The organism is uncultured Polaribacter sp., assembly GCF_947495205.1.
Lineage (GTDB): Bacteria > Bacteroidota > Bacteroidia > Flavobacteriales > Flavobacteriaceae > Polaribacter.
On sequence record NZ_CANLXV010000010.1, the window covers coordinates 41953 to 68837 of the forward strand.

Below are 26885 nucleotides of genomic sequence, written 5' to 3' on the forward strand. Positions count from 1 at the left end.
TTTTGGCATTTTTTACATAAAAAATAAGATAAAGCGATACTATGTTAACTTGGAAAGAGATTATACATTTTGCGAGTAAGGGAAATCCTACACCAGATAAAATACTAGAAAAATCAGAAACAGAATGGAAAGCCTTATTAACACCTGAACAATTTAGAATTACAAGGTTAAAAGGCACAGAAAGACCACATTCTGGTGCACTCTGTTCTATTTACGATGAAGGGCAATACAACTGCGTTTGTTGCCAAACCCCTTTATTTGATTCTACTATAAAATTTAATTCTAGCTCTGGTTGGCCAAGTTTTACACAACCTATTAAAGAAAACGCTATAAAATATCACAAAGATATTTCTTATGGTATCGTAAGAGTAGAAGTTTTATGCAATACTTGTGATGCTCATTTAGGACATGTTTTTCCAGATGGACCAAAACCAAGTGGTTTGCGCTATTGCATAAATTCTGAATCTATGACTTTACAAGGAGTTTAAACCGCTTGTTAATACAAACAAAAAAATGGAAAAAAACATACAAGTAGCCACTTTAGGAGGTGGTTGTTTTTGGTGCACAGAAGCTGTATTTCAAGAAGTAAAAGGTGTAGAAAAAGTAGTTTCTGGTTATGCTGGTGGCAATGCTCCTGGCAAACCAACATATAGAGAAATTTGCTCTGGTTTAACGGGCCATGCAGAAGTTATTCAAATTACTTTTAATGCAAATATAATTTCTTTTGAAGATATCTTGGTTATTTTTATGACCACACATGACCCAACAACATTAAACAGACAAGGTGCAGATAGAGGTACACAATACAGATCTGTTATTTTTTATCATAATGCACTACAAAAACAAATTTCTGAAGAAGTTTTAAAACAAATTCAGGTGTATTATAAAGATGTAATTGTAACAGAATTAAGTGCATTGCCAATTTTTTACGAGGCAGAAGAAGAACATCAAAATTACTACAGACAAAATTCAGAGCAAGGTTATTGCAGTTATGTTATTGCTCCAAAACTCTCTAAACTTAGACAGTTACATGCAGATAAATTAATTGCAAATTAGAAAAACAGTAATTTTAAAATTCACAAAAATCTTTAAAACAATCAAATACATTAGTTTTAAAAATTTCTAAAAGAAAGCTCTATTTATGATAAAACTGAACATAAAAGATACTTTTACACAAGAATTGCCTGCAGATGCAAATCTAGAAAATACGAGAAGACAAGTTGAAGAAGCTGTTTTTTCTTATGCAAATCCAAAGAAAACCAAAGCACCAAAAGTGTTACACGTTTCTACAGAAATGTCAGAAACATTAGGTATTTCAATAGAAGAAACCAAAAGCGATTTCTTTAAAAACATTGTTACAGGAAACGAAATATATCCAAATACAAAACCATTTGCCATGTGTTATGCTGGGCATCAATTTGGCAATTGGGCAGGACAGTTAGGAGATGGTAGAGTAATTAATTTATTTGAAATTGAACATCAAAATAAAAATTGGAAAGTACAACTAAAAGGCGCTGGAGAAACACCTTATTCTAGAACTGCGGATGGTTTAGCCGTTTTGCGATCTTCTATAAGAGAATACTTATGTGCAGAAGCAATGTTTTATTTAGGTGTGCCAACTACAAGATCTTTGTCTTTAAGTTTAACAGGAGATAAAGTTTTGCGCGATGTTTTGTACAATGGAAATCCTGCTTACGAAAAAGGTGCTATTGTTTCTAGAATTTCGCCTTCATTTTTGCGTTTTGGCAATTTTGAAATTTTTGCGGCTAGAAATGATATCAAAAATTTAAAAATACTTACAGATTATACCATAAAACATCATTTTCCTCATTTAGGAAAACCGTCTAAAGATAATTACATTCGTTTTTTTAAAGAAGTTACAACAAGCACTTTAGAGATGATTATTCATTGGCAACGCGTTGGTTTTGTGCATGGTGTAATGAATACAGATAACATGTCTATCTTGGGTTTAACTATAGATTATGGACCTTATGGTTGGTTGGAAGGTTTCGATTTTGGCTGGACACCAAATACCACAGATCGTCAAAATAAACGCTACAGATATGACAATCAGCCCAATATTGGACTTTGGAATTTATACCAACTTGCCAACGCTTTATATCCTTTAATTGAAGATGCTAAACCATTAGAAGAAATTTTAGAGCAATATAAAATTGATTTTCACCAAAAATCTTTTGCCATGATGAAAGCTAAATTAGGTTTATTTCAAGATGATAAAAATGACTTAGAACTCGTTCAACAATTAGAAGATGATTTGCAATTGATAGAAACAGATATGACTATTTTTTTTAGAAATCTAAGTAATTTTTCTAACACAAAAACAGCTTTTCGTCTCATAGAAAATGCTTTTTACGATGTAGCACATATTTCTGATGCCGTAAAAATGAGATGGATTTCTTGGCTTGAAAATTATGAAAACCGACTTAAAAAAGAAGTAATTTCATCCGAAGAAAGAAAAAAAAGAATGGATGCTGTAAACCCTAAATATGTTTTAAGAAATTATATGGCACAATTAGCTATTGATGAAGCTGATAAAGGAAATTACCAATTAATTGATGAATTATTTCAACTCTTAAAAAAACCATATCAAGAACAACCCGAAAATGAAAAATGGTTTGCAAAAAGACCAGAATGGGCAAGAAATAAAGTAGGTTGCTCCATGCTATCTTGTAGTTCTTAAAAAAGAGCTAGACTAACTTTTAATAAATTAAAAACAGATAAATTTGTGGTTTTTCAAGTGAAAAAATCTAAAGATAAAAAGATTTTTTAACTACATTACATTTTCATAAAAACAACAAGTTTTAAACAAATAATATGCATTTAGGATTAGGAACAGCAGCTTTAGGAAGACCACAATACATTAATGTGCGCTTAGAACATTGCGATAATTCTGACTTAGAAATCTTTAGAAAACAAAGTTTTAAAGTTTTAGAAGAAGCCTACAATTTAGGAATACGTTATTTTGATACTGCTCCAGGTTATGGTTTAGCAGAAAACTTATTGTTGGAATGGATACAAACAAAAAACGATAACAGTATTAAAATTGCCACAAAATGGGGCTATACATATACTGCAAACTTTAAGAAAAATGCCAAAATACATGAAGTAAAAGAACATAGCTTAGCCAAACTAAAAGAGCAATGGCAATTTTCTAAACAATTGTTACCTTATTTAAAAGTGTATCAAATACACTCTGCTACTTTAGAAACTGGTGTTTTAGAAAACACAGCTGTATTAAATTATTTAAGTGATTTAAAAACAAAATATAACTTAAAAATTGGCATAACCACAACAGGCACAAATCAAGTAGAAGTGATTAAAAAAGCATTAAATATTTTTGTTGATAAAACACCTATTTTTGATGTTTTTCAGGTAACTTATAATTTTCTAGAGCAAAGTTTATTAGAAATTTCTAACGAATTAATTGCACAAAATAAAGCGCTTGTAATTAAAGAAGCGTTGGCAAATGGTAGAGTTTTAGCCAATAAAAATTACCCAAATTACCAAGAAATCTATAAATCTTTAGAAAAAATAGCCACAAAACACAAGGTTGGTACAGATGCAATTGCACTACAATTTTGCAAACAAACCATACCAAATAGCGTTGTTTTAAGTGGGGCAAGTTCTAAAACTCAATTGCAACAAAATTTAAAAACAGGTACTGTTTTACTGCTAGAAGAAGACATTGCGCTCTTAAAATCTTTTAAAGTTTTGCCAGAAATATATTGGGCAGAAAGAAAAAAACTACAATGGAATTAACCAAAATTGCTTTTGGTGGTGGTTGCCATTGGTGCACAGAGGCTGTTTTTGAAAGTTTAAAAGGCGTAAACAAAGTAAACCAGGGTTGGGTTGCTTCTACAAATAAAAATAAAACATTCTCAGAGGCTGTAATTGTATCTTTTTATGCTGATAAAATTGACCTAAAAACGTTAATTGAAATTCATTTATTAACTCACAAAAGCACAAGTAATCATTCCATGAGAAAAAAATACAGATCTGCTATATATTATTTCTCTAACGCACAAAAACTAGCTAGTGAAAAAATTATAAACCAGTTACAAAATAATTTATTTGATAAAAAAATCGTCACACAGGTACTTCCTTTTCAACAATTTAAACCTTCAGCAGTTGCATTTCAAAATTACTATCAAGCTAACCCTAACAAACCATTTTGTAAAAACTACATTAATCCAAAGCTAAAATTATTACTTCAAAAATTTGCTTTTCATATAGATCAAAGTAAAGTATCACATCTCATTTCGACTACCTAAAAAATCAACTTTATGAACACCATTAAACTAGACATTAAAAATAAAAAGGGGCACAATTTACAAGCATATTTAGAGTTACCCGCAAATGAAAACCCTACACATTATGCCATTTTTGCACACTGTTTTTCGTGCAACAGTAATTTTAATGCAGTTAAAAACATTAGTCGTTCTTTATCCAATCATAGTTTTGGTGTTTTACGTTTTGATTTTACAGGCTTAGGCAAAAGTGAAGGAGAATTTGCAGAAAGTCACTTTTCTGCAAATGTAGATGACCTTATTGCTGTAAATACCTTTTTAACCGAGAATTATAAAAGTCCTGTTTTATTAGTTGGCCATTCTTTAGGCGGCGCAGCTGTAATTGTTGCTGGTTCTAAATTAGAAAACATTAAAGCAGTAGCTACAATTGGTGCACCTGCAACTGTAAATCATGTTACTCATTTATTTTCTCATGCAATAGAAGATGTAAAAGAAAAAGGAGAAGTTGAAGTAAAAATTGGAGGTAGACCTTTTAAAATTAATGAAGATTTTGTGAAAGATTTTAGCAAAACAGATTTACCAAAAATTACCAAAGCATTAAGAAAACCAATTTTGGTAATGCATGCACCTTTTGATAATGTTGTAGGTATAGAAAATGCACACGAAATTTATCATAACGCAATGCATCCAAAAAGCTTTATTAGTTTAGATGATGCAGACCATTTACTTTCTAACAAAACAGATAGTATTTACGTTGGAAACCTTATTGGAACGTGGGCAGATAAGTATTTTCCTGCAGAAGAAAACAATATACTATCAACAGAAGGAGAACAATTAGTTGCGCATTTAAATATTTTAGAAGACAATTTTACAACTTCTATACAAACCAAAAAACACGCTTTTTTAGCAGATGAACCTAATCACATTGGTGGTGATGATTTTGCGCCATCTCCTTATGACTTTTTAAGTGCTAGTTTAGCTGCTTGCACAGTTATGACTTTAAAAATGTATGCTGCACGTAAAAATTGGGATTTACAAGAAGTTTTTGCTTACATTACGTATTCAAGAAAAAACAGTAAAGATTTAGGTATTGAAACTGAAAAAGCAACACTTTACAATCACTTTGAAAAAAAATTAAAATTAATTGGTAATTTAGACGATGCACAAAAAAAGCGTTTAACAGAAATAGCCTCTAAATGCCCCGTTCACAAAACTTTACAAAGTGAAATATTAATAGACACTGAGTTAATTTAATTAAAAATTACAGCAAAATATTAAAAATAAAATAGTCAAAAAACGAGCACAGCAAGCTACAAACAATAATACTTAAAATTTTATCTTAGTGTTTTTATTACAACACATTATATGATTCACGAACTCAAAGAAATTATCAATCAAGCATTCATCAACCAAAAAAAAGGGTTGAAAAATGTAATGGCTACTGTAGTTTTTTTAGAAGGTTCTTCTTACAGAAAACCAGGAGTTAGAATGTTAATTTCTGAGAATTTAACTTGTGTAGGTGCTGTTTCTGGTGGTTGTGTAGAAAAAGAAATTATACATAGAAGTACAGCTGTTCTTAAAGATGGTAAACCAAAAGTTATCACTTATGATGGTAGGTATAAATTAGGTTGCGAAGGCATACTGTATATCTTATTAGAACCCATAATCATATCAGAAAAATTTTTAAGTACTTTTTTAGAGGCAAGTAAAAACAGGTTGCCCATTCAAATAGAAAGTTATTATGTAAAAGCAGATGAAGTTTTTGGCAACTTTGGTTCTGTAATTACATTTAATAATAAAGAAAAACATACGTTCTCAATTGATTTCTCTTTTAACAGTGAAGAAAAAACAGCCATATTTACTCAAAACTTAGAACCAAATTTTAAATTAATTATTATTGGTGGCGAGCACGATGCTGTAAAACTATGTAAAATAGCCAGCAATTTAGGTTGGCAAATAGAAATAATAACCGCTGCAAAAGAAGATAAACAATTGGCTAATTTTCCTGGAGCAACAGCAGTAATTGGCACATCTCCAGAAATTGTAAATTTTACTAAAATAGATAACAATACCGCAATTGTTATTATGAACCATAGTTATGTTTTAGATTTAAAATATTTAGTAAAATTAGCGAAATTTAGACCAAAATATCTTGGCGTTTTAGGTGCTCCAAAAAGAAGAGAAAAACTTTTTAATGCGCTTTTAGAATTTGCTCCAGAAACCACAGAAACGTTTTTAGATTGTATTTATACACCTGCTGGTTTGCACATAGGCGCACAAACACCAGAAGAAATAGCAGTTTCTATTATTGCAGAAATTTTAGCGATTACTAGAAAAAAAGAACCTTTTTCTCTGAGAAAAATAAATAACAAAATAAACATTTAAAACATGGTAAATATTGCTGTTTTGGTATTAGCTGGCGGACAATCATCTAGAATGAAAAGCCCAAAACAGCTTGTTAAAATTGGTAATAATTTTTTATTAGAAACTGTTTTAAACAAGGCTAAAACTATCAACAAAAACCATGTTTATTGCGTTTTAGGTGCAAATGCAAGTTTAATTCGAAGAGAAATCTCATCTGCTAACGTAAACTTTATTTACAATAAAAATTACAAAAATGGCTTAAGTTCTAGTATTGCAAGTGGTGTTACATTTATAAAATCTAAAAATGAAAATTATAGCTCAGTTTTGGTACTTTTAGCAGACCAACCTGCCATTTCTAAAGATTATTTATTTAATTTAATAGCTTTACATACAAAAAACAACTCTAAAATAGTTGCATCTAAATACCCCAATAAAAAAGGTGTACCCGCTATTTTTCCAAAAACGTATTTTCATAAATTAAGTATGCTAAAAGATGATTTTGGAGCCAAAGAAATTATTAAAAACAATCCTGAGGTAATTAGCCCATTATCTACAACAAATTTTATGGATATAGATACACCAAAAGACTTGGCAAAGTTTAAAAACTCAATTTTAAATTAGATACTTTTACCAAATGAAAATATTTCAGAAAACTGTTGTTTTACTTTTCCTTTTATTATTAATTTCTGCTTGCGCCACTTTAAAAATGCAAGTAGATAAAGACCATAAATTTGTTGCAAAACAAGATAAATCTGAAATTTTACACACTTTTTATTTAATAGGCGATGCAGGAAACTCTAATTTACAAGAAAGGGATACCGCTTTGTCTTATTTATCTGAAGAATTAAAAAAAGCAAAAAAGAACAGCACTTTAGTGTTTTTAGGTGATAATGTTTATGAAAAAGGCATTCCAAAGAAAAACAAAAAAGGGTACAAGCTTGCCAAACATCGTTTAAAAGTACAAACAGATTTGGGTAAAAATTTCCAAGGAAAAACACTAATCATTCCAGGAAATCATGATTGGTATAATGGCTTAAAAGGATTAAAAAGACAAGAAAAACTAGTTGAAAAAGCTTTAGGTAAAAACACATTTCAACCAGAAAACGGTTGCCCATTAGAAAAAATTGAAATAAATGAGCATATTAATGTTATAGTTATAGACTCGCATTGGTACGTTACCAACTGGAACAAACATCCTGGTATTAATGATGATTGTGCCATAAAAACAAGAATTAAATTTTTTGACGAATTAAAAGGAATGATTAAGAAATCGCAAGGAAAAACCACGCTTATTGCCTTGCATCATCCTATATTTACAAACGGCCCTCATGGTGGTTATTATTCTTTTAAAAGTCATTTAACACCTTTGCCTATTTTGGGTTCTATAAAAAATATTCTAAGAAAAACAGCTGGAGTTACCAATACAGATCAACAAAACACAAGGTATAATGAGCTGCGTAAACATGTGGTTACTTTGGCTCAACAAAATGAGAAAATTATATTAGTTTCTGGCCATGAGCATAGTTTACAATACCTTGTAGAAGATAATATTCCGCAAATTGTTAGTGGATCTGGCTCTAAACAAACGGCTACAAAAAATGTAAATGGCGGTATTTTTTCTTACGGCACACAAGGTTTTGCTAAATTAAATATTTATAAAGACGGCTCTTCAACAGTACATTTTTATGCAGCAAAAGATCAAAAAGTAGTTTTTGAAGCAAATGTATTTCAAAAAGATAATTTACCCACATTTACAGAATTTCCAAACATAAAACTTACAGAGAAAACGGCATCAATTTATACAACCGCAGAAACCTCTAAGAGCAAAATTTTTAACTTGTTATGGGGCAAAAGATTCCGAAAATATTTTGGAAAAAAAATTATTGCTAAAACCGTTAATTTAGATACCCTTTATGGTGGTTTAAAACCCATTAGAAAAGGTGGTGGAAATCAATCTAAATCTTTACGTTTAGTAGATAAAAACGGAAGAGAATATGTAATGCGCGCGTTAAGAAAAAACGCAGTTCAATACCTACAAGCTGTTGCATTTAAAGAACAATATATAGAAGGGCAATTCTCTAAAACCTTTACAGAAGATTTGCTTTTAGACATATTTACAGGTTCTCACCCATATGCCCCATTTACCATAGAAAAGTTAGCAGAAGCTATAGATGTTTACCACACAAAACCCATTTTATTTTACGTGCCAAAACAAAAAAGTTTACAACAATATAATGCCAATTTTGGCGATGAATTGTACATGATTGAAGAAAGAACAGCAAACAATCATGGCGATAAGAAACATTTTGGTTATGCCAATAAAATTATTAGTACAGACGATTTAAGAAAAAAATTAAATAAAGACGAAAAATATATTTTAGATGAACCTGCTTACATACGTGCGCGTTTATTTGACATGCTTATTGGAGATTGGGACAGACACCAAGACCAATGGAGGTGGGCAGAATTCAAAGAAAAAAACAACATTATTTACAGACCTGTACCAAGAGACAGAGATCAAGCATTTTCTATATTTAGTGATGGTTTATTGCTAAATTTGGTTACCAATATAATTCCTGCTTTAAAAGGAATGCGCTCTTATAAAGAAGATTTAAAAAAACCGAAAAATTTTAATTTATCTGGCTATCCATTAGACATGCGTTTCATTAGAAAATCTAACAAAAAAGTGTGGGATGAACAGGTAAATTTAATTCAAACTAAAATTACAGATAAAGTTATAGAAGAGGCTTTTGCTAAATTTCCTGACGAAGTAAATGATGAAACTATTCTAGATATAAAACAAAAATTAAAAGGAAGAAGGCAACATTTACAAGAAATTTCTGACAAATATTTTAATTATATTAATGCTTTTCAAGTAATTACAGGTACCAATAAAGATGATTATTTTGAAATTGAACGTTTTAAAAATAACGATACTAAAATTACAGGATATAGAATTAAAAAAGGTGAAAAAGCAGGAATTTTTATTCAAAGAACATACAATGCTAACATAACAAAAGAAATTTGGTTGTATGGTTTAGATGATGATGATGTTTTTGTTGCAAATGGCGAAAATGGTAAAAACCCAATTAAGTTAAGAATTATTGGTGGCTTAAACAACGATGTTTATGAAATAAACACCCCAAAAAAAATTAAAGTTTATGATCAAAAATCGAAACCAAATACGTTTAAAACCACCCATATTTATAAAAAATTAACAGACAATTATAACACCAATACTTACAATTATAAAAAGCTAAAAAACCAAACAAACCTTATTACACCTGTAATCGGGTATAACCCAGACGATGGGATTAAATTAGGAATAAAAAACACCAATTTACTAAACAATTTTGAAAGAAACCCCTTTACAAAACTGCATCGTTTAGAAGGTGCTTACTTTTTTGCAACAAATGGTTACGAGCTAAAATATAATGGAGAATTTGCAAACATCATTAATCGATTTAATTTAGGAATTAAGGCACAATTTAACAGCCCCAATTATGCAACCAACTTTTTTGGTTATGGTAACAATTCTAACAATCCAGAGGCAAAAGATGTGCAAAACAGAGACTTTAACAGAGTAAAAATTAGACAATTAAAATTAGGCAGTTATTTAAGATGGCAAGGAGATTTAGGAGCAATATTTACAATTGGCGCAAATTTTAAAAGTTTTAATGTAGAAAGAACAGCAAACCGTTTTTTAGAATCTCAGTTTGCAGCAGGCAACAGGATTTTTAAACAGCAAAACTTTTTTAATGCAGAAACCAGTTATACCTACAAACATGCAGATAACTTGGCGTTTCCTACCCTAGGCATTTCATTTAAAGCATTATTAGGCCACACAAGCAACTTAGAAGAAAACAGAAATTTTTCTTATGCGAATACAGCTTTAGGAATTACACATAAATTAATACCAAATGGAAACTTAGTTTTTGCCTCTAAAGTAGATGGTTATTTTATTTTTGGAAACAAATTCGAATTTTACCAAAGCGCAAATATTGGTGCAAACAATGGTTTAAGAGGTTTTAGAAATGAGCGTTTTGCAGGTAAAAATTCATTTTACCACACTACAGATATTCGTTACAATATGAGCAGCTTAAAAACCGCTATTTTACCTATAAATTTAGGCATTTTTGGCGGATTTGATTATGGTAGCGTTTGGGGAATTCCAGATATTTTAGGAGCTCCGCCTATAGTTTCTACAAAACTTAATACCTCTTATGGAGGTGGATTTTTTATAAATGCAGCAAATATATTAACAGGTAATCTTGGTGTTTTTAATAGTACAGATGGTGTACGAATTAATTTTACCCTAGGTTTTAATTTCTAAATTCTTATGATTTCAATCGCAATTATTTTTGGCGCTATTTTTGGCTTTCTTGCTATTATTTTAGGTGCTTTTGGTGCACATTTATTAAAGAAAAAATTAACTACAGAGCAATTACAAAGTTTTGAAACAGGTGTAAAATATCAAATGTATCATGCTATTGTATTGCTAATTTTAGGTTTTCAATTAACTAGTAAAAATACCATAGACAACTATATTATAAACACCTTTATAATTGGTGTAATTTTATTTTCTTTTTCTATTTATGGCTTAGTTATTTCTTCTGCAAAAAACAAAAAACTGCGTTTCCTTGGCCCAATTACACCAATTGGTGGTTTGTTTTTGGCAACAGGATGGTTTTTAATTATTTATAAATATGTAGTGCTATATTTTTAACTCGTACAAATTTCCTCCTGTATTTCTTGCGCGTTCATCTGTAATTAAAACCGTGTTTTTATCTTTAAATGTAATACTTTCTTTCTGGGAGCTATATTTTAAATTGATAGTTTTTACCTTTCCTGATAAAAATTTATCACCTATAAAATCTGTAAAAACTAAAACATTTTTTTGAGATAACAAGACTACTTTTTTCCCATCAATAGAAATATCTGCAGAAGTTATCCAACATTCATTATCTGAGCAAGATGTAAATTCGCTTACCAATTCAGCAGTATATTTTCCTTTTTTAGCAGGTATTTTGTACAAGGTAGTTTTACCAAAATTACCACCTACTCTGCTTTTGGTAAAAATATACAAGTACTTGTTAAAGTAAAAAAATGATTCTGCATCAAAATATTTATCTTTATTTTTAGGCGGAAATTTATTTTGATTTGGATACTTAAATTCAATAATATCTACCTCTGCTTTATCTTCATCTAATTCGTTATTTTCAACAATAATAACTGATAAATTTTTTCTTTTATTACTATTATTTCCAAAGTCGCCAATATAAATGTTGCCGTTTTCGTCTGATGTTAAGTCTTCCCAATCTCTATTTTTGGCTCTTACTTTTATTTCTTTAATAATTTTACCTTTTGTATTTAACCCAAATAAAACAGGTTTATTACCACTGTCATTTATCATCCAAATGAAATCTGATTTTGCAACAATTTCTGTTCCAGAAACCTCTTTTAGGTCTTTTGGTAAATCTGCAAGAATGGTTAATTGTCCAAAATTTTGACAATTCATTAAAAATAAAAACGTAAAAAATAATAGTATCTTTTTCATTTGATTGCTTATTTTACTTTAAAATAATCTGGTTTCTTTCAAAAAATCTTAAAAAAACTACCAACCACCAGAAGCGCCACCTCCACCAAAGCCTCCGCCTCCGCCAAAGCCACCAAAACCTCCTGATGAACCGCCAAAGCCACCTCTTGATGAACCAAAGCCTCCACCAAAAGACCCACCTCTTCTACCTGTATTACTTAAAATAATAGTATCAAAAATAGCATCTGCAACAGAACCTCTTCTGTATCTTTTACCGCCACCTTTATTGTTTTTATTACCTCTAGAAATAATAATAAAAAAGATGATGATCATAATGATAAACAAAATAATTCCAGGATCAAAACCTTGAGACTTTGATTTTTTTCCAGCTTTATATTCCCCTTTTAAAACTTGAAAAATAGCATCTGTACCTTTATCTAAACCGCCATAAAAATTGCCTCTTTTAAAATATGGTGTTATTTCTCTTTCTATAATTCTACGAGACATAAAGTCGGTTAATAAATGTTCTACACCATAACCTGTCTGAATTGTTATTTTTCTATCATTCTTAGCAAGTACTATAATTACTCCGTTATCTTTTCCTTTTTGGCCTATTTCCCATTTATGGCCCCAATTTGTAGCCAAATAAGCAATATCTTCACCTTTTGTAGAATTTATAATTGCTACAAAAACCTCTGTTGAAGTAGAATCGCTATAAACCTGAAGTTTTTTAGACAAGCTGTTAAATTGCCCTTTGTTTAACAGACCAATACTATCTACCAAAGCAGGAATAAATTTGGGTTTTTTAGGAATCTCAAATCCTTGAGAAAAGGAATTTATAGAGAAAATGAACGCAAAGAAAAATAACAGATTTTTACCAAACCTTACTAACTGATAACTGCTCACTAAAAACTGCTTACTAAGTTTCATCATCCTTTAGAAATTTCATTAGAAAGTTCGTCAATATCATCTTCTTGGTAAGGAAAGTGTTTTTTCAATTCTTCGCCTGCTTTTAAGATACCATCTATTAAACCTTGTGTAAAATTACCTTGTTTAAATTGATTTTGAATACTGTCTTTTGTAGTATTCCAAAAGTCTTTTGGTACTACATTATTAATGCCTTTATCGCCATAAATCACAAATTTTTTATCGTTTACAGCAACATAAATCAAAACCCCGTTGGCGTCTTTAGTCGCGTTCATTTTTAAAAAATGAAACACTTCTATAGCACGTTCATAATGGTCTTTTTTAGTAGTACCTTCTATATGCACTCTAATTTCACCAGAAGTATTTTTTTCTGAAACTTGAATGGCTTTAACAATTTCTTGTTCTTCTTGTGATGATAAGAAAGCTTCTACTTTAGACATTTTTATTTAAAATTAAAATCTACATTTGGTGCATTTTCTGAACCAGCGTCTGATTTAAAACGTGCCATTGCATCAAAATTAAAAACACCTGCTAATAAAGATCCTGGAAAAATTCTAATATGTTTGTTGTAATTATTTACGCCGCCATTAAAACGATCTCTTGCTACATTAATTCTATTTTCTGTGCCTTCTAACTGACTTTGCAATTCTAAGAAATTTTGATTCGCTTTTAAGTCTGGATATCGTTCTACAGAAACCAATAATCTAGATAATGCACCACCTAAACCGCTTTGCGCCTTTTGGAATTGCGCCATATTTTCTGGTGTTAAATCTCCTGCATTAATTGTTGTTGATGTTGCTTTTGCTCTAGCTTCTATAACTTGTGTTAACGTTTCTTTTTCAAAATCTGCAGCGCCTTGCACAGTTTTTACTAAATTACCAATAAGATCATTTCTACGTTGGTAAGAACTCTCAACATTAGACCATGCTGTTTTTGCATCTTCTTGCAAAACTACAGCTGTATTGTTAAATCCTACTGCCCATTTGTAAATTGCAAATACTACTACAAGAATTACAATTATTGGTATTAACTTTTTTTTCATGATTTCTATTTTAATTTTTAGTTGATTTTATTTTGAAAAATATGTATTGAAATGAATCTGTATTTTAAGTATTATTTTACGGCAATAAGACGCAAACTATTGCTTAAAGTTACAGTTGATTTTTAATTTTAGTTAATTCTGCTTTTACACCTTCTAATTTAGCTATAATTTCAAAATTATTAATTGTGCTTTCTGGATTTTTCTTTAGCTTTTGTTTTGCACCTTCTAAAGTAAAACCTCTTTCCTTTACTAAATTAAAAATTAATTTGAAATTAGAAATATCATCCGCAGTAAAAAGACGATTTCCCTTTGCATTCTTTTTAGGTTTTATAATATCAAATTCTGTTTCCCAAAAACGAATTAAAGATGCATTTACTTCAAAAGCTTTGGCAACTTCGCCAATTTTGTAGTAACGTTTTTCTGGTAAATCTATATGCATTTTTAGTTAAATGTATGGTTATTTAATTTTGTAAATGTGCAATGGTGCCTTTTAAACAATTACACCTAATTACTAATCTAAAGATTGCCCTTCTTCTTCTGCCGCTTTTTGCATTGCTTCAAATTCTTCTGGAGTCAAATCTCCGTAATAGAAATTAATTGGGTTTAAAGCAATATCATTTTTATGCACTTCATAATGTAAGTGTGGTGCAGCAGACAAACCTGTATTACCAACATAGCCTATTAAATCTCCACGATTTACCGTTTGTCCTTTTCTAGCTTTCATTTTACTCATGTGAGCGTAAATAGTTTTATAACCAAAGCCATGGTCTATGTAAATTACATTACCAAAAGTTGCACTTCTTTGTGCTCTAATTACTTTACCGTTTCCTGTAGCAAAAATTGGTGTTCCAGTGGGTGCTGTAAAATCCATACCCTTATGAAATTTTCTGTATTTTAATATAGGATGCATTCTGTATCCATAACCAGAAGCCATCCTTTTTAAATCTTCATTTTTAACAGGTTGTATTGCAGGTATTGCTGCTAACATTTTCTCTTTTTCTTTTGCAAGCATTACAATTTCATCTAAAGATTTAGACTGTACAACCAATTGTTTAGAGAGTACATCTACGTCTTTAGTTAACTTTTTAATTATTTCAGAATTATCATATCCATCTAAATATTTATAGCGATTTACACCACCAAAACCTGCTTTTCTTTGTTCGTTTGGTATTGGGTTGGCCTCAAAGTACATTCTATAAATATTATTATCTCTTTGTTGCAATTCTTCTAAAACGGCGGCGCTTTCATCCATTCTTTTAGAAATTAACGCGTAGTTTAATTTTAAGTTTTCGTTTTCTCTTTGCAAATAACGCTCATTAGGCGACATTATAAATTGACTAAAAACAATAAAACCAATAAATGCAATTAATAAAACAGCCAAAGCACCAAATATGGTTCTCTTGTAATAATCGCTTTTTTTAGTAGCAATTTTTCTGTAAGAAAGCGTATCTGCATCGTAATAATATTTTACTTTTGCCATAATTGTAAATGTACTATTTTTGCTTTTATAGAATCGAAATTGATATCAAATTCGTTTTTAATAACAGGCTAATTTACAAAATGTTTTACAACTGCTTTTTTTAAGTAGTTTTTTAAAAATAAATTAACAAAATTCAAGTCCGTTTTTGGCGGATAGAAACTTCTTTTTCCTATGAAATCTCAAGACGTTCGTGCTACTTTTTTAAACTTCTTTAAAGAAAAAAATCATTTAATAGTTCCATCTGCACCAATGGTAACCAAAGATGACCCTACCTTACTTTTTGTAAATTCTGGTATGGCACCGTTTAAAGAGTATTTTTTAGGAAATGGAAATCCAAAAAATAATAGAATTTCAGATTCTCAAAAATGTTTACGTGTTTCTGGAAAGCATAACGATTTAGAAGAAGTGGGTTATGATACCTACCACCATACCTTATTTGAAATGTTAGGCAACTGGTCTTTTGGAGATTATTTTAAGAAGGAAGCCATAGCTTGGGCTTGGGAATTGCTTACAGAAGTTTACAAAATAGACAAAGACATTTTATATGTAACCGTTTTTGAAGGTTCTGCTGATGCTGATAATCTTACAATGGATACAGAAGCTTTTGATATTTGGAAACAATACATTGCTGAAGACCGCATTTTAAAAGGAAATAAAAAAGATAATTTCTGGGAAATGGGCGAACAAGGACCTTGTGGACCTTGTTCTGAAATACATGTAGATATTAGATCTGCCGAAGAAAAAGCAAAAATTGATGGACGCACTTTAATTAATGAAGATCACCCAGAAGTTGTAGAAATTTGGAATTTAGTTTTTATGCAATTCAATAGAAAAGCAAACGGAACTTTAGAAGATTTACCCGACAAACACATAGATACAGGTATGGGTTTTGAGCGTTTGTGTATGGTTTTACAAAACGTACAATCTAATTATGATACAGATATTTTTAAGCCCATTATTACAGAAATTAGCGCAATAACCAATACAAAATACGGAATTCATAAAAAGCAAGATATTGCAACTCGTGTAATTTCTGACCATGTTAGAGCTGTTGCATTTTCTATTGCAGATGGTCAATTACCAAGCAACACAGGCGCTGGCTACGTTATTCGTAGAATTTTAAGACGTGCCATACGTTATGGATTTACTTTTTTAGACAAAAAAGAGCCTTTTATTTACAGATTGGTAGACATTTTAAGTAAAAAAATGGGTGTTGCTTTTCCAGAACTAAAAGCACAAAAACAATTGATAGAAAATGTAATTAAAGAAGAAGAAACTTCTTTTTTAAGAACATTAGATAAAGGTCTTATTTTATTAGATGGCATCATCAACCAAAATAAAACCAAAGAAATTTCTGGAGAAAAAGTTTTTGAATTGTATGATACTTTTGGTTTTCCTGTAGATTTAACAGCTTTAATTCTTTCTGAAAAAGGGTATACTTTAGATGAAAAAGGGTTTAATGAAGAACTTCAAAAACAAAAAAACAGATCTAGAGCTGCTAGTGAATCTTCTACGGAAGACTGGACAATTTTACAAGACGATGCTGTAGAAGAATTTATTGGTTATGATGCTTTAGATGCAGCTGTTAAAATTACAAGATACAGAAAAGTTACTTCTAAAAAAGATGGAGAAATGTATCAACTAGTATTTAACTTAACACCTTTTTACCCAGAAGGTGGTGGGCAAGTTGGCGACAAAGGTTATTTAGAAACAGCTACAGGAGATGTAATTTATATTCTTGACACCAAAAAAGAGAATAACGTAATTATTCATTTTACTAAAAACTTACCAAAATCTTTAAACGATAGTTTTAATGCTGTTGTAGATAAAAAACAACGTCATAGAACAGAATGCAACCATACTGCAACACACTTATTACACCAAGCTTTAAGAGAAGTTTTAGGCACGCACGTGGCACAAAAAGGATCTGCAGTGCACTCCAAATATTTACGTTTCGATTTTTCTCACTTTTCTAAATTAACTTTAGAAGAATTAAAAGATGTAGAACTTTTTGTAAACCAAAGAATCGCTGGAAAGTTGCCTTTAATAGAAAAAAGAAACATACCAATGCAACAAGCAATAGACGAAGGTGCTATGGCTTTATTTGGAGAAAAATACGGAGATACTGTACGCGCTATAAAATTTGGAAATTCCGTAGAATTGTGTGGTGGAACGCACGTAGAAAACACAAGTGATATTTGGCATTTTAAAATAAAGTCTGAAAGCGCCGTGGCATCAGGAATTAGAAGAATTGAAGCCATTACCAATGATGCTGTAAAAGACTTTTATTTTGATAATAACCGTATTTTATTTGAAATTAAAGCGCTGCTAAATAACGCTAAAGAACCTGTAAAAGCAGTTAAAAAGTTACAGGATGACAATGCCGATTTACAAAAGCAAATAGAGCAGCTTTTAAAAGAAAAAGCACAAAATTTATCTGGTGAAATTAGAAATCAGTTGCAAGAAATAAACGGTGTACAATTTTTAGCTACTAAAGTAGATTTAGACGCAAATGGCATTAAAAACTTGGCTTTTAGCATTGGTAAAGAACATCAAAATTTATTCTTATTATTTGCTTCTGCTCCTAAAAAAGATAAAGCAATGCTTACGTGTTATATTTCTAAAGAATTGGCAAATGAGCGTGGTTTTGATGCAGGTAAAGTAGTTAGAGAATTAGGAAAATTAATTCATGGTGGTGGTGGTGGCCAAAACTTTTTTGCAACTGCTGGTGGTAAAAATCCAGGAGGAATCCCTAAGGTTTTAGAAAAAGCACAAGAATATTTGGTTTAAAATTAAACTTTTATATCTTTTTAAGGTCTAATAAGAATACTAACACTTGATTACTAAGTTTCAAATAAAAACACTAAATTTGAAAGGAAGTAAAATAGTTTATTGTAAATCAGATAGATATTATGCCTTATTTAGACCCTTTTTCTGGAGAATTTTCTAGTAAAGAAGCAAACCAATTATTAAAAAGGGTTTCTTTTGGAGTTACAGAAACTATGGTTGCTGAGGCTGTTTCTTTGGGCTTACAGGCAACTATAAACAAACTTTTTGAAGAAAAAAAATTACCTGAGCCTCCTTTAAAAGATTTACCTGATGGAAATGATAGTGGTCAAATAATTGATCCTGATGTAAAATATGGTGAAACTTGGGTTACAGCACCAATTTATCCTGACTTGCCAACATCACAAGAAAGAAATCGTGTTTTTAGGTATAGAAACAGGTCTTTGTATGCTTGGTCTTTCTTACAAATGCAAAACTCAGGAATTTCTATTCTAGAAAAACTTACTTTATTTTGGCACAATCATTTTGTTTCTGAAAACACAAATCCTCATAGAGAGTATTTTTACATGAATACGCTTAGAAAAAATGCACTTGGAAATTTTAAAGAATTAACCAAACAAATTACTATTAATCAAAATATGTTGCTCTATTTAAGTGGGCACGAAAACTCAGACAAAGCACCAAACGAAAACTATTCTAGAGAATTATTAGAATTATTTACCATAGGTAAAGGTGCGGCTGTTGGCAATGGAGATTATACTTTTTATACCGAAGAAGACGTTGTACAAATTGCAAAAGTTTTAACGGGTTGGCGTGCAAGGTGGATAAGACATGAAGATTCTTTAAACGCATACTTTACAAATAATAGACATACCAAAGGAGACAAACAATTATCGCATAGATTTAACAATGCAATTATTAAAGAAAACGGCGCAGAAGAATATAAAGATGTAATTGATGTTATTTTTAAACAAGAGGAATGCTCTAAATTTATTATAAGACAACTCTATAGATGGTTTTTAAATTCAGAAATTTCTGAAGAAATAGAAACTCATATTATAGTACCTTTAGCAGAAATGTTGCGCAGTAATAATTATGAAGTTGCTCCAGTTCTAAAAGCTTTATTAACATCAGAACACTTTTTTGAAAACACATTCTGCATGATTAAAAGTCCTTTAGATTTAATGCTTTCTGCCACAAAAGGCTTAAAAGCAAGCGCGCCCAATATAAATATTACAGAAGAATATAATTTTGCATATGTAATGTATTTGGCTTGCACAGATTTAGGACAATCACTTTATCATCATCCAGATGTAGCTGGTTGGAAAGCCTACTACCAAGAACCTTTGTTTTATAAAACGTGGGTTAACAATTATTTTTTACCAAAAAGATTAGAGTATTGTAAAGTTTTAGTCCTTGGAGGTAAATTAAACATAAATAATAGAAAATATACTGTACCACCTATTATACCTGTTTTAGACATTGCAGCAAGTATACCAAATGCATTAGATGCAAATATTTTAATTGTAGAATTAGCCAGTAGATTATTTAATTACGACATTACACAGGAACAAATTAATAGTTTAAAAGCAGTTTTAATAGATGGTTTACCAGACTTTGAGTGGACAGTAGAATATGACCAATATTTGCAAGAGCCTAATAATAGTGCTTTAGCCATTTCTGTAGACAAAAAACTTCGAAATTTAGTAGCTGTAATGGTACAAATGTCTGAATTTCAAATCATGTAAAAATGAAAAAGACTAAAAATTTAAATCGTAGAGATTTTATAAAACTAACTTCTATAGCCTCTGCTTCTTTGCCATTTGCGTTAAGTGGTTTTCCTTTATATGCCAATGATAAACCTAAAGAATATCAATTTAATACGGAAAATGATAATATATTGGTATTAGTGCAATTACAAGGCGGTAATGATGGTTTAAATACTGTTTTTGACCTAAATCAGTATGATAATTTACAAAGTGTACGTTCTAATATTATTATACCAGAAAGAGAATTATTAACAGTTAACAGTACCACTAGTTTTCACCCAGCTATGGCAGGTTTGCAAAATATTTGGAATAAAGATAAACTAGCAATAGTACAAAATGTAGGTTACCCTAACCAAAATAGATCACATTTTAGATCTTCAGATATTTGGAATTCTGCTTCTAACGCTAATGATTTTGTTTCAAGCGGATGGATTGGTCGTTTTTTTGAAGAAAAGCATCCTACCTTTCCAGAAAACTATCCTAATGAACATAATACAGATCCTTTTGCCATAACAATTGGCAAAATTGTTTCAGAAACCTGCCAAGGAAATCTTAGTAATTTTTCTATGGCTTTAGAAGATCCAGAAAACCCAGGAACTGCACTAGCATCTAACAAAGGTAATATACCAAATAATTGCTATGGTAATGCATTAAGTTTTGTTAATGATACCATTGCACAAACAAATGCTTATGCTACAGTTATAGAAAAAGCTGCTAACGCTGGCAATAATTTATCAGAAAAATATACGAGTACTAACTTATCAGAAAAATTAAAAAATGTTGCCAAACTAATTTCAGGAGGATTAAAAACCAAGGTTTATATTGTACAAATTGGTGGTTTTGATACACATGATAATCAAATTGTAGAAGGAGATAGAAGTACGGGCAAACAAGCTGTTTTATTACAAGAATTGTCTGATGCTATTGCTGCTTTTCAAGAAGATTTAGAACTCTTAAATATTGATGAAAAAGTAATTGGCATGACGTATTCTGAGTTTGGTAGAAGAATACGATCTAATGCAGGTTTAGGAACAGACCATGGCACTGCAGCACCACTTTTTATGTTTGGTAATTGTGTAAACAACAGTATTTTAGGCGATGCACCAGAAATTGATACAGCAGTAGATGAAAAAGAAGGTGTGCAAATGCAATTTGATTTTAGAAATATTTATAGTACTATTTTAACAGATTGGTTGGGTGCTACAAAACAAGAAGTTACCAATGTTTTATTTGAAAACTTTGAAGCCTTACCTTTGTTTAAAACCGGTTGTTCTGCGGCGCTTTCTGTTGAAGACTTTCTTTCTCAAAAATTAGAAGTTACAGTATACCCTAATCCTACAACTAACTTTATAAATATTACGTTCTTCGGAAATAATGAAAACGTAAAAATTACATTATACAATACTATTGGTGCAATTGTAAAAAACATTACAAATAAAAAATACGATACTTTACAACATAAAATAAACGTTGATTTACAAAATTTACCCAAAGGGAATTACTTTGTGCATTATGCATCTAAAGGTGTTTCTAAAACTAAAAAAATACTAAAATATTAATTTGTATTTTACTTTTTAAGCCAATGTAAAGTTCTTTGCAAGCAATTATTTACTTTTAGTTTATTGTCAAAAAGATGCAACTCGTCAGTAATATGACAAATATATATTTTTATTTAAAAACACCCTGTAATTGAAAACGAACTTGCTAAAATTGTAGTAACCAAATATTACACCTAACAAAAACCTTTGCATCTTAGCCAAAAAAAACATGAAATTACAAACCAAAATTTCAATAAAAAAACAGACAGAAAATCTAATAGATTATCAGTCTAAAATACTATTGTTAGGCTCTTGTTTTTCTGAAAATATTGGTAATCAATTGGCTTATTTTAAGTTTAATTGTAAAGTAAATCCATTTGGCATATTATTTCATCCAAAAGCAATAGAAAATTTTATTACCACAACAATTGCTCAAAAAAAAATTACTAAAGAAGAATTAATTTTTAATAATGAACGTTGGCATTATTTAAATGCACATTCTAGTTTAAGCGGCACAAATAAAGAAGTAATAACATCTAATTTAAATACCAAATTAGAGCATACTTACGCCGATTTAAAAACTACATCTCACATTATTATTACTTTAGGCACTGCTTGGGTTTATAGGCATTTACAAACTAATGAAGTTGTTGCAAACTGCCATAAAATTCCGCAGAAAAACTTTACTAAAGAACTACTTTCTATTGAAACGATTTACAATAGCTTACAACATGTTATTAACGCAATTAAAACTATAAATAAAGAGGTGCATGTAATTTTTACAGTATCTCCTATACGCCATGTAAAAGATGGTTTTATAGAGAATACTAGAAGTAAAGCGCACCTTATAAGTGCTATTCATAAGCTCACAGAAACCAACAAGAAAAAAGTGAGTTATTTTCCTTCTTATGAAATTGTAATGGATGAGTTGAGAGATTATCGATTTTATAAAGAAGACATGTTGCACCCAAATAAAACGGCCATAAATTATATTTGGGAAAAATTTGTTGCCACGTGGTTTACTGCTTCATCAGAAAAAATAATGCAAACAATAGATGGCATTCAAAAAGGAATTTCTCACAAACCTTTCAACGCAAACTCAGAGCAACATCAACAATTTTTAAAGAGTTTAAAAAAGAAAATTACACAAGTTCAGCAAGAAATTCCTACTATTAATTTTAATATGGAACAGCTGTAAATCTAGCACCAACTATATATTCTGATGCTTGACTATTGTTATTACTTTCTGCTTTAAAATCGAAATGACCAGACATTACCCTATTTTCTGTATCTAATTTGGTAATTGCAAAAAGGCCCGATTCAATTTTATTTAAATTATTAAACCAAACCGCAACTTCTCCCTTAGCATAGGTATACGTAACATTTTCTTTTAAATCTTTGGTATTTATTAGCAAATCTACGCCTCCAGTTGCATAACCAAAGCCTATTTGTAATCTTCCTGCTTTGGTTTCTGCTCTAGCGAAAGCACAATGTTCATTTCCGTTTAAGGTTACCGTTGCATTTTTATCGCAAGAAAAATCTTGTTCTTCATCTCCTAATAAAGAATCACAAGATATTGTAGCTAATAATAATGTAAAAATAAACAGGTAATTTTTTAAAGTTTTCATAATAAACAATTTTAGAATTTTAATTTTTACAAAATTGCAGTAAAATTGTAGTTTCTGAAATACGGCAAATGCCGTATTTATAAATATTGAGAACTCTTAGTTCTTAAAATTGCTTCGACCTTCAAAAAAAATACGATAAGTTAAGTGTTTTATAATTGATTAAACTTGCTTAATAATTAGATCTAATCACTACAATAAGCATAGCTTTTACTTCTTATTCTAAAGAGCAATTTAAAATATACGTCAAATGCCGTATTGTAAAAACCTTATTTCTTGCAGACTTTTGTAGTGTAACTTTAAAAAATTTAAAAATGAAAAAATTAAACTATTTATTAATTTTCTTAGTGTCTTTTAATACAATTGCACAAGAAATAGAGAATGTAGCAATTAGCACAAAGTTTTATGGAGCAGGTAAAATTAAAAAAGGCCCAAAGAAAATCTATATTAACTCATTTAATATAAATTACGAAATTTATAAGGAAGCAGTAGATTTTAAAGCTGGTGGAAATGGGGGAAGAATAGGTGGTAATACAAGTAGTGCAAAAGCAACTGCAGCAGTGGGTTTAGGTGGCATAGACGCCAATAAAATGCAAGCAAAAGTAAACGCGTTATTTATTAGTTATAAAAACCGTTTAAAAAAAGAGGGCTACACCATTATTGCTCCAGAAGCTGCTGGCAAAACAGAAGCTTATTCTAATTGGGTAAAAGCAACAGGACCATACATTGCAGAAAATTATACCGGTATAATTACAACTGCACCTAAAGATTATACTTTTTATTATAGAGGAACAAAAAAAAATGGAAAACTAAAAACAAGTGTTTTTGGAGATGGTTTGGTAAAACAAAAGTTATCTAAAGAATTAAATGATGCTGTTATTGCAGATGTAAATTTATATGTAATGTTCTCTGAAAATGGTACTGACATGTTTAAAGGGAGAGCTGCAAAAGTAAAAATTAAAACTAATTTACGCCTTTCTAAAGACTATGCTATTTCTATTCCTAAAAAATTAAAAAAGAAAAAATCTACAGTTGGTAAGTTGTTTGGTTCTGTTCAAATACAAGGCGCAACAGATGTGTATCCTGCAAGTTCAAATGTTACGTTTTCAAATAAATCTGGAGGTAGTTTTTTAGGTAATTTAAAAAATGATGCAGAAATAAACGGAATCTTAAAAAAGCAAAAAATAGTAGCTTATCAAAAACAAGGCTCTTTTGTGCCAACATCCTTCTCTTCATATACAAATTATTTAGATGCAAAAGCAGATCGTTTTTCTAGTAAAACAAAATGGATAGAAGTAGATGGAGAAAAATATGCAGAGGGTTTTTATAACGTTTGTAATACTTTTTTAGAAAAACAATTAGATGCGTTCTTTAAAAAGATAAAATAAATTTTAATCTTTAATATGATCTGGTTTAAAATAGTAATACCTTTTCTAATTTGTTGCATTCTAATTACTGTAATCTACTTATTTATAAGTTATAATAAATTAAAAAAGAATTTAGTAGATAAAATAAATATGCTACATTTAGCTATTGAAAACGAAAATTTTAAGAAAAAAAAGCTAACAAACAGCTCTTTATTGGTAAATAACATGTCAAAAAAAACAGCTATAAAATTTAATACACTAATTACTCAGCTGCTAAATTTTGAATTTTCTTTATCTGAAATTTTTAAATCATCAATCTAAAATAAAGCAGCTTTATGAAGATTAAATTCTTTTTAATTTTATTTCTTTTCATTTCATTCTTTTGTAATAGTCAACAAAATAATTCTTTAGACAGTATTTCTAAATTAGAAAATAAAGTTTCTAAAGAATATTTTTTACAACTAATTTTAAGTTTAGAATATGATAAAGCTTTAACAGACTCTAAAAAACTTCTAAAACTTTCTAAAAAAGCAACTAAGATTGCATATGCCTTAAAAGATAAATCTGCAATTGCAAAATCTTATAGGTTGCAATCTTTAGCCTATCATTTTTCTTCAAATTTTGACTTGGCCATAGCATACACAATTAAGGCAGCAAACCTTTTTGAGGAAATTAATGATATTGAAAATTCTGGTTTTTCTTACATAGAATTGGGTTGGAAATTAAAATATTTTAACTTACAAAATGCTATCTTATATATGAAAAAAGGAATTACTATTTTAGAAAATAGTGATACAAAAAATTATAATTTAATTGAAGGGTATAATAATTATGGCACTTTAAAGAGTTTTAAAAACGAACTAGATAGTGCTATGTTTTTTCACAAAAAATCTCTTTCTCTAGCAAAACATAAAAACGATGATATAGGAATTCCTTTTGCCCACACAAATATTGCAACTGTTTTAATAAAAAATAAAAAATTTTATTTAGCAGAAAAACATTTAGATTCTTCCATGCAAATTAGAAAAAATAAAAATGACATTTATGGCATTGCAGATTCTTATTTGTACTATGGAGATTTATTTTTTGAAAAAAAAGCGTATAATAAAGCAATTAATAATTTTAAAAAAGCAAAAATTATTTCAGAAAAAAATAGCTATTTTCCTTTAAAAAAATATGCTACACTGTTATTACAAAAATCTTATGACTCACTTCAAAATTATAAAGAATCTTTAAAATATTATCATGAATATTCTAAAATGAAAGATTCTGTAGATAATATATCTGCCAAAAATAAAATTGCTGAGTTAGAAATTGAATACGAAACCACAAAAAAAGAAAAAGAAATAGCACAGCAAAAAAAGCAACTTTTAGAAAAGGAATTGGCTATTAAAAATAGAAATTTATATGCAATTCTTTTAGCCGCTGCATTATTAATTTTAGGAATTGTGTTTTTTGCTGCTTACAAAAGAAATCAATTTAAAAAGAAACAGCTACAAAAAGAAATAGATTTAAAAGATGCATTGGCAACTATAAAAACCCAAAACAGATTGCAAGAACAACGCTTAAGAATTTCTAGAGATTTGCATGATAATATAGGTTCACAGCTAACTTTTATTATTTCTTCTGTAGATAATTTAAAATATATTACCAAAGATGCTAATGAAAAATTAAAAGATAAATTATCTAACATTAGTTCTTTTACATCTGAAACCATACACCAATTAAGAGATACTATTTGGGCAATGAATAAAAACGAAGTAACTGTAGAAGATTTGCATGCCAGAATTTTATCATTTATAGAAAAAGCAAAAAATGCAACTGAAAATATAGAATTTTCTATTGATTATAACATAGATAAAAATAAATCTTTTACTTCTTTAGAAGGTATGAATATTTTTAGAGTGGTACAAGAAGCTATAAACAATGCAATTAAATACGCAAATGCAACAAATATTTCTGTGATTTTTTCTAAAAATAAAAACAATTTACATATTTCTATTATAGATAATGGTAATGGTTTTGACATTAAAAAAGTTGCTTTAGGAAATGGGTTAAGCAATATGGAAAAGAGAATGAGTGAAATTGAAGGTAATGTTTCAGTGAATTCAGAAATTAATAAAGGAACTGCAATACAACTCTCTTTGAATCCAAAAAAAGCAACAAATAACCTATAAAAGTT

23 protein-coding genes are annotated in these 26885 nt (G+C 29.7%); 16 read left to right on the forward strand and 7 right to left on the reverse strand.

The genetic code is table 11. From position 1 onward, the window contains the following. The first annotated feature begins 41 nt into the window (after nt 1-41). The 10 genes from msrB to Q0762_RS10660 all read left to right on the forward strand — a co-directional run bounded on the left by msrB (nt 42) and on the right by Q0762_RS10660 (nt 11358). Nucleotides 42-488, forward strand: a complete 447-nt coding sequence (msrB, locus tag Q0762_RS10615) for a peptide-methionine (R)-S-oxide reductase MsrB (protein WP_298766739.1) — start codon at nt 42-44, stop codon at nt 486-488. Between the two features lie 25 nt (nt 489-513). Further along, nucleotides 514-1056 carry a peptide-methionine (S)-S-oxide reductase MsrA gene (gene msrA / locus Q0762_RS10620; RefSeq protein WP_298766741.1) on the forward strand — a complete coding sequence of 181 codons (543 nt, stop codon included), beginning with the start codon at nt 514-516 and terminating at the stop codon, nt 1054-1056. A gap of 88 nt (nt 1057-1144) precedes the next feature. Further along, complete coding sequence (locus Q0762_RS10625; protein WP_298766893.1) at nt 1145-2701, forward strand: YdiU family protein; 1557 nt, start codon at nt 1145-1147, stop codon at nt 2699-2701. A gap of 134 nt (nt 2702-2835) precedes the next feature. After that, the gene (locus Q0762_RS10630; RefSeq protein ID WP_298766743.1) at nt 2836-3780 is read left to right on the forward strand and encodes an aldo/keto reductase; all 945 of its coding nucleotides are present in this window, start codon (nt 2836-2838) and stop codon (nt 3778-3780) included. After that, nucleotides 3771-4292 (forward strand): peptide-methionine (S)-S-oxide reductase, encoded by a 522-nt coding sequence (locus Q0762_RS10635; protein ID WP_298766745.1) that lies wholly within the window; start codon nt 3771-3773, stop codon nt 4290-4292. Before Q0762_RS10630 ends, Q0762_RS10635 begins: the two co-directional genes overlap by 10 nt. Before the next feature lie 12 nt (nt 4293-4304). After that, nucleotides 4305-5522 carry a bifunctional alpha/beta hydrolase/OsmC family protein gene (locus Q0762_RS10640; protein ID WP_298766747.1) on the forward strand — a complete coding sequence of 406 codons (1218 nt, stop codon included), beginning with the start codon at nt 4305-4307 and terminating at the stop codon, nt 5520-5522. Between the two features lie 111 nt (nt 5523-5633). Further along, the gene (locus Q0762_RS10645) at nt 5634-6653 is read left to right on the forward strand and encodes an XdhC family protein (RefSeq protein ID WP_298766749.1); all 1020 of its coding nucleotides are present in this window, start codon (nt 5634-5636) and stop codon (nt 6651-6653) included. A 3-nt stretch (nt 6654-6656) separates the two neighbouring features. Further along, the gene (locus Q0762_RS10650) at nt 6657-7253 is read left to right on the forward strand and encodes a nucleotidyltransferase family protein (protein WP_298766751.1); all 597 of its coding nucleotides are present in this window, start codon (nt 6657-6659) and stop codon (nt 7251-7253) included. A gap of 85 nt (nt 7254-7338) precedes the next feature. Next, entirely contained in the window at nt 7339-10965 is a 3627-nt protein-coding gene (locus tag Q0762_RS10655; protein WP_366941003.1) for a metallophosphoesterase, read from the forward strand. 6 nt (nt 10966-10971) lie between these two features. After that, nucleotides 10972-11358: a DUF423 domain-containing protein gene (locus Q0762_RS10660; RefSeq protein WP_298766755.1), complete on the forward strand. Its 387-nt coding sequence runs from the start codon at nt 10972-10974 to the stop codon at nt 11356-11358. On the opposite strand, the gene Q0762_RS10665 is transcribed toward Q0762_RS10660, so the two are convergent. The 6 genes from Q0762_RS10665 to Q0762_RS10690 all read right to left on the reverse strand — a co-directional run bounded on the left by Q0762_RS10665 (nt 11347) and on the right by Q0762_RS10690 (nt 15617). Next, a complete protein-coding gene (locus Q0762_RS10665) occupies nt 11347-12189 on the reverse strand; it encodes a hypothetical protein (protein WP_298766757.1) in 843 nt (280 codons plus the stop codon). The two genes, Q0762_RS10660 and Q0762_RS10665, sit on opposite strands and share 12 nt — an antisense overlap. Before the next feature lie 57 nt (nt 12190-12246). After that, complete coding sequence (locus tag Q0762_RS10670) at nt 12247-13101, reverse strand: TPM domain-containing protein (protein WP_366941004.1); 855 nt, start codon at nt 13099-13101, stop codon at nt 12247-12249. Next, nucleotides 13098-13535, reverse strand: a complete 438-nt coding sequence (locus Q0762_RS10675) for a TPM domain-containing protein (protein WP_298766759.1) — start codon at nt 13533-13535, stop codon at nt 13098-13100. The genes Q0762_RS10670 and Q0762_RS10675 overlap by 4 nt, the downstream gene beginning before the upstream one ends. Nucleotides 13536-13537: 2 nt before the next feature. After that, nucleotides 13538-14137 carry a LemA family protein gene (locus Q0762_RS10680; protein ID WP_298766762.1) on the reverse strand — a complete coding sequence of 200 codons (600 nt, stop codon included), beginning with the start codon at nt 14135-14137 and terminating at the stop codon, nt 13538-13540. Between the two features lie 109 nt (nt 14138-14246). Next, the gene (locus tag Q0762_RS10685; RefSeq protein ID WP_298766764.1) at nt 14247-14576 is read right to left on the reverse strand and encodes a MerR family transcriptional regulator; all 330 of its coding nucleotides are present in this window, start codon (nt 14574-14576) and stop codon (nt 14247-14249) included. Nucleotides 14577-14648: 72 nt separating this feature from the next. After that, nucleotides 14649-15617 (reverse strand): M23 family metallopeptidase, encoded by a 969-nt coding sequence (locus Q0762_RS10690; protein WP_298766766.1) that lies wholly within the window; start codon nt 15615-15617, stop codon nt 14649-14651. 171 nt (nt 15618-15788) lie between these two features. Between Q0762_RS10690 and alaS the strand changes: the two genes are divergently transcribed. The 4 genes from alaS to Q0762_RS10710 all read left to right on the forward strand — a co-directional run bounded on the left by alaS (nt 15789) and on the right by Q0762_RS10710 (nt 22909). Then, nucleotides 15789-18407 carry an alanine--tRNA ligase gene (alaS, locus tag Q0762_RS10695; RefSeq protein ID WP_298766768.1) on the forward strand — a complete coding sequence of 873 codons (2619 nt, stop codon included), beginning with the start codon at nt 15789-15791 and terminating at the stop codon, nt 18405-18407. 122 nt (nt 18408-18529) lie between these two features. Next, complete coding sequence (locus tag Q0762_RS10700) at nt 18530-20152, forward strand: DUF1800 family protein (protein ID WP_298766769.1); 1623 nt, start codon at nt 18530-18532, stop codon at nt 20150-20152. 2 nt (nt 20153-20154) lie between these two features. After that, on the forward strand, nt 20155-21732 hold the full coding sequence (locus Q0762_RS10705) for a DUF1501 domain-containing protein (protein ID WP_298766772.1): 1578 nt from the start codon (nt 20155-20157) through the stop codon (nt 21730-21732). Between the two features lie 208 nt (nt 21733-21940). Further along, nucleotides 21941-22909, forward strand: a complete 969-nt coding sequence (locus Q0762_RS10710) for a GSCFA domain-containing protein (protein WP_298766774.1) — start codon at nt 21941-21943, stop codon at nt 22907-22909. Here the strand turns inward: Q0762_RS10710 and Q0762_RS10715 are convergent. Next, nucleotides 22890-23339, reverse strand: a complete 450-nt coding sequence (locus Q0762_RS10715) for a DUF6252 family protein (protein WP_298766775.1) — start codon at nt 23337-23339, stop codon at nt 22890-22892. The genes Q0762_RS10710 and Q0762_RS10715 overlap by 20 nt on opposite strands. 311 nt (nt 23340-23650) lie before the next feature. On the opposite strand from Q0762_RS10715, the gene Q0762_RS10720 reads away from it, so the two are divergent. Together Q0762_RS10720 and Q0762_RS10725 are read left to right on the forward strand one after the other, a co-directional pair. Continuing rightward, complete coding sequence (locus Q0762_RS10720) at nt 23651-24724, forward strand: hypothetical protein (protein ID WP_298766776.1); 1074 nt, start codon at nt 23651-23653, stop codon at nt 24722-24724. 314 nt (nt 24725-25038) lie between these two features. Then, the gene (locus Q0762_RS10725) at nt 25039-26880 is read left to right on the forward strand and encodes a sensor histidine kinase (RefSeq protein ID WP_298766777.1); all 1842 of its coding nucleotides are present in this window, start codon (nt 25039-25041) and stop codon (nt 26878-26880) included. Nucleotides 26881-26885: the final 5 nt, after the last annotated feature.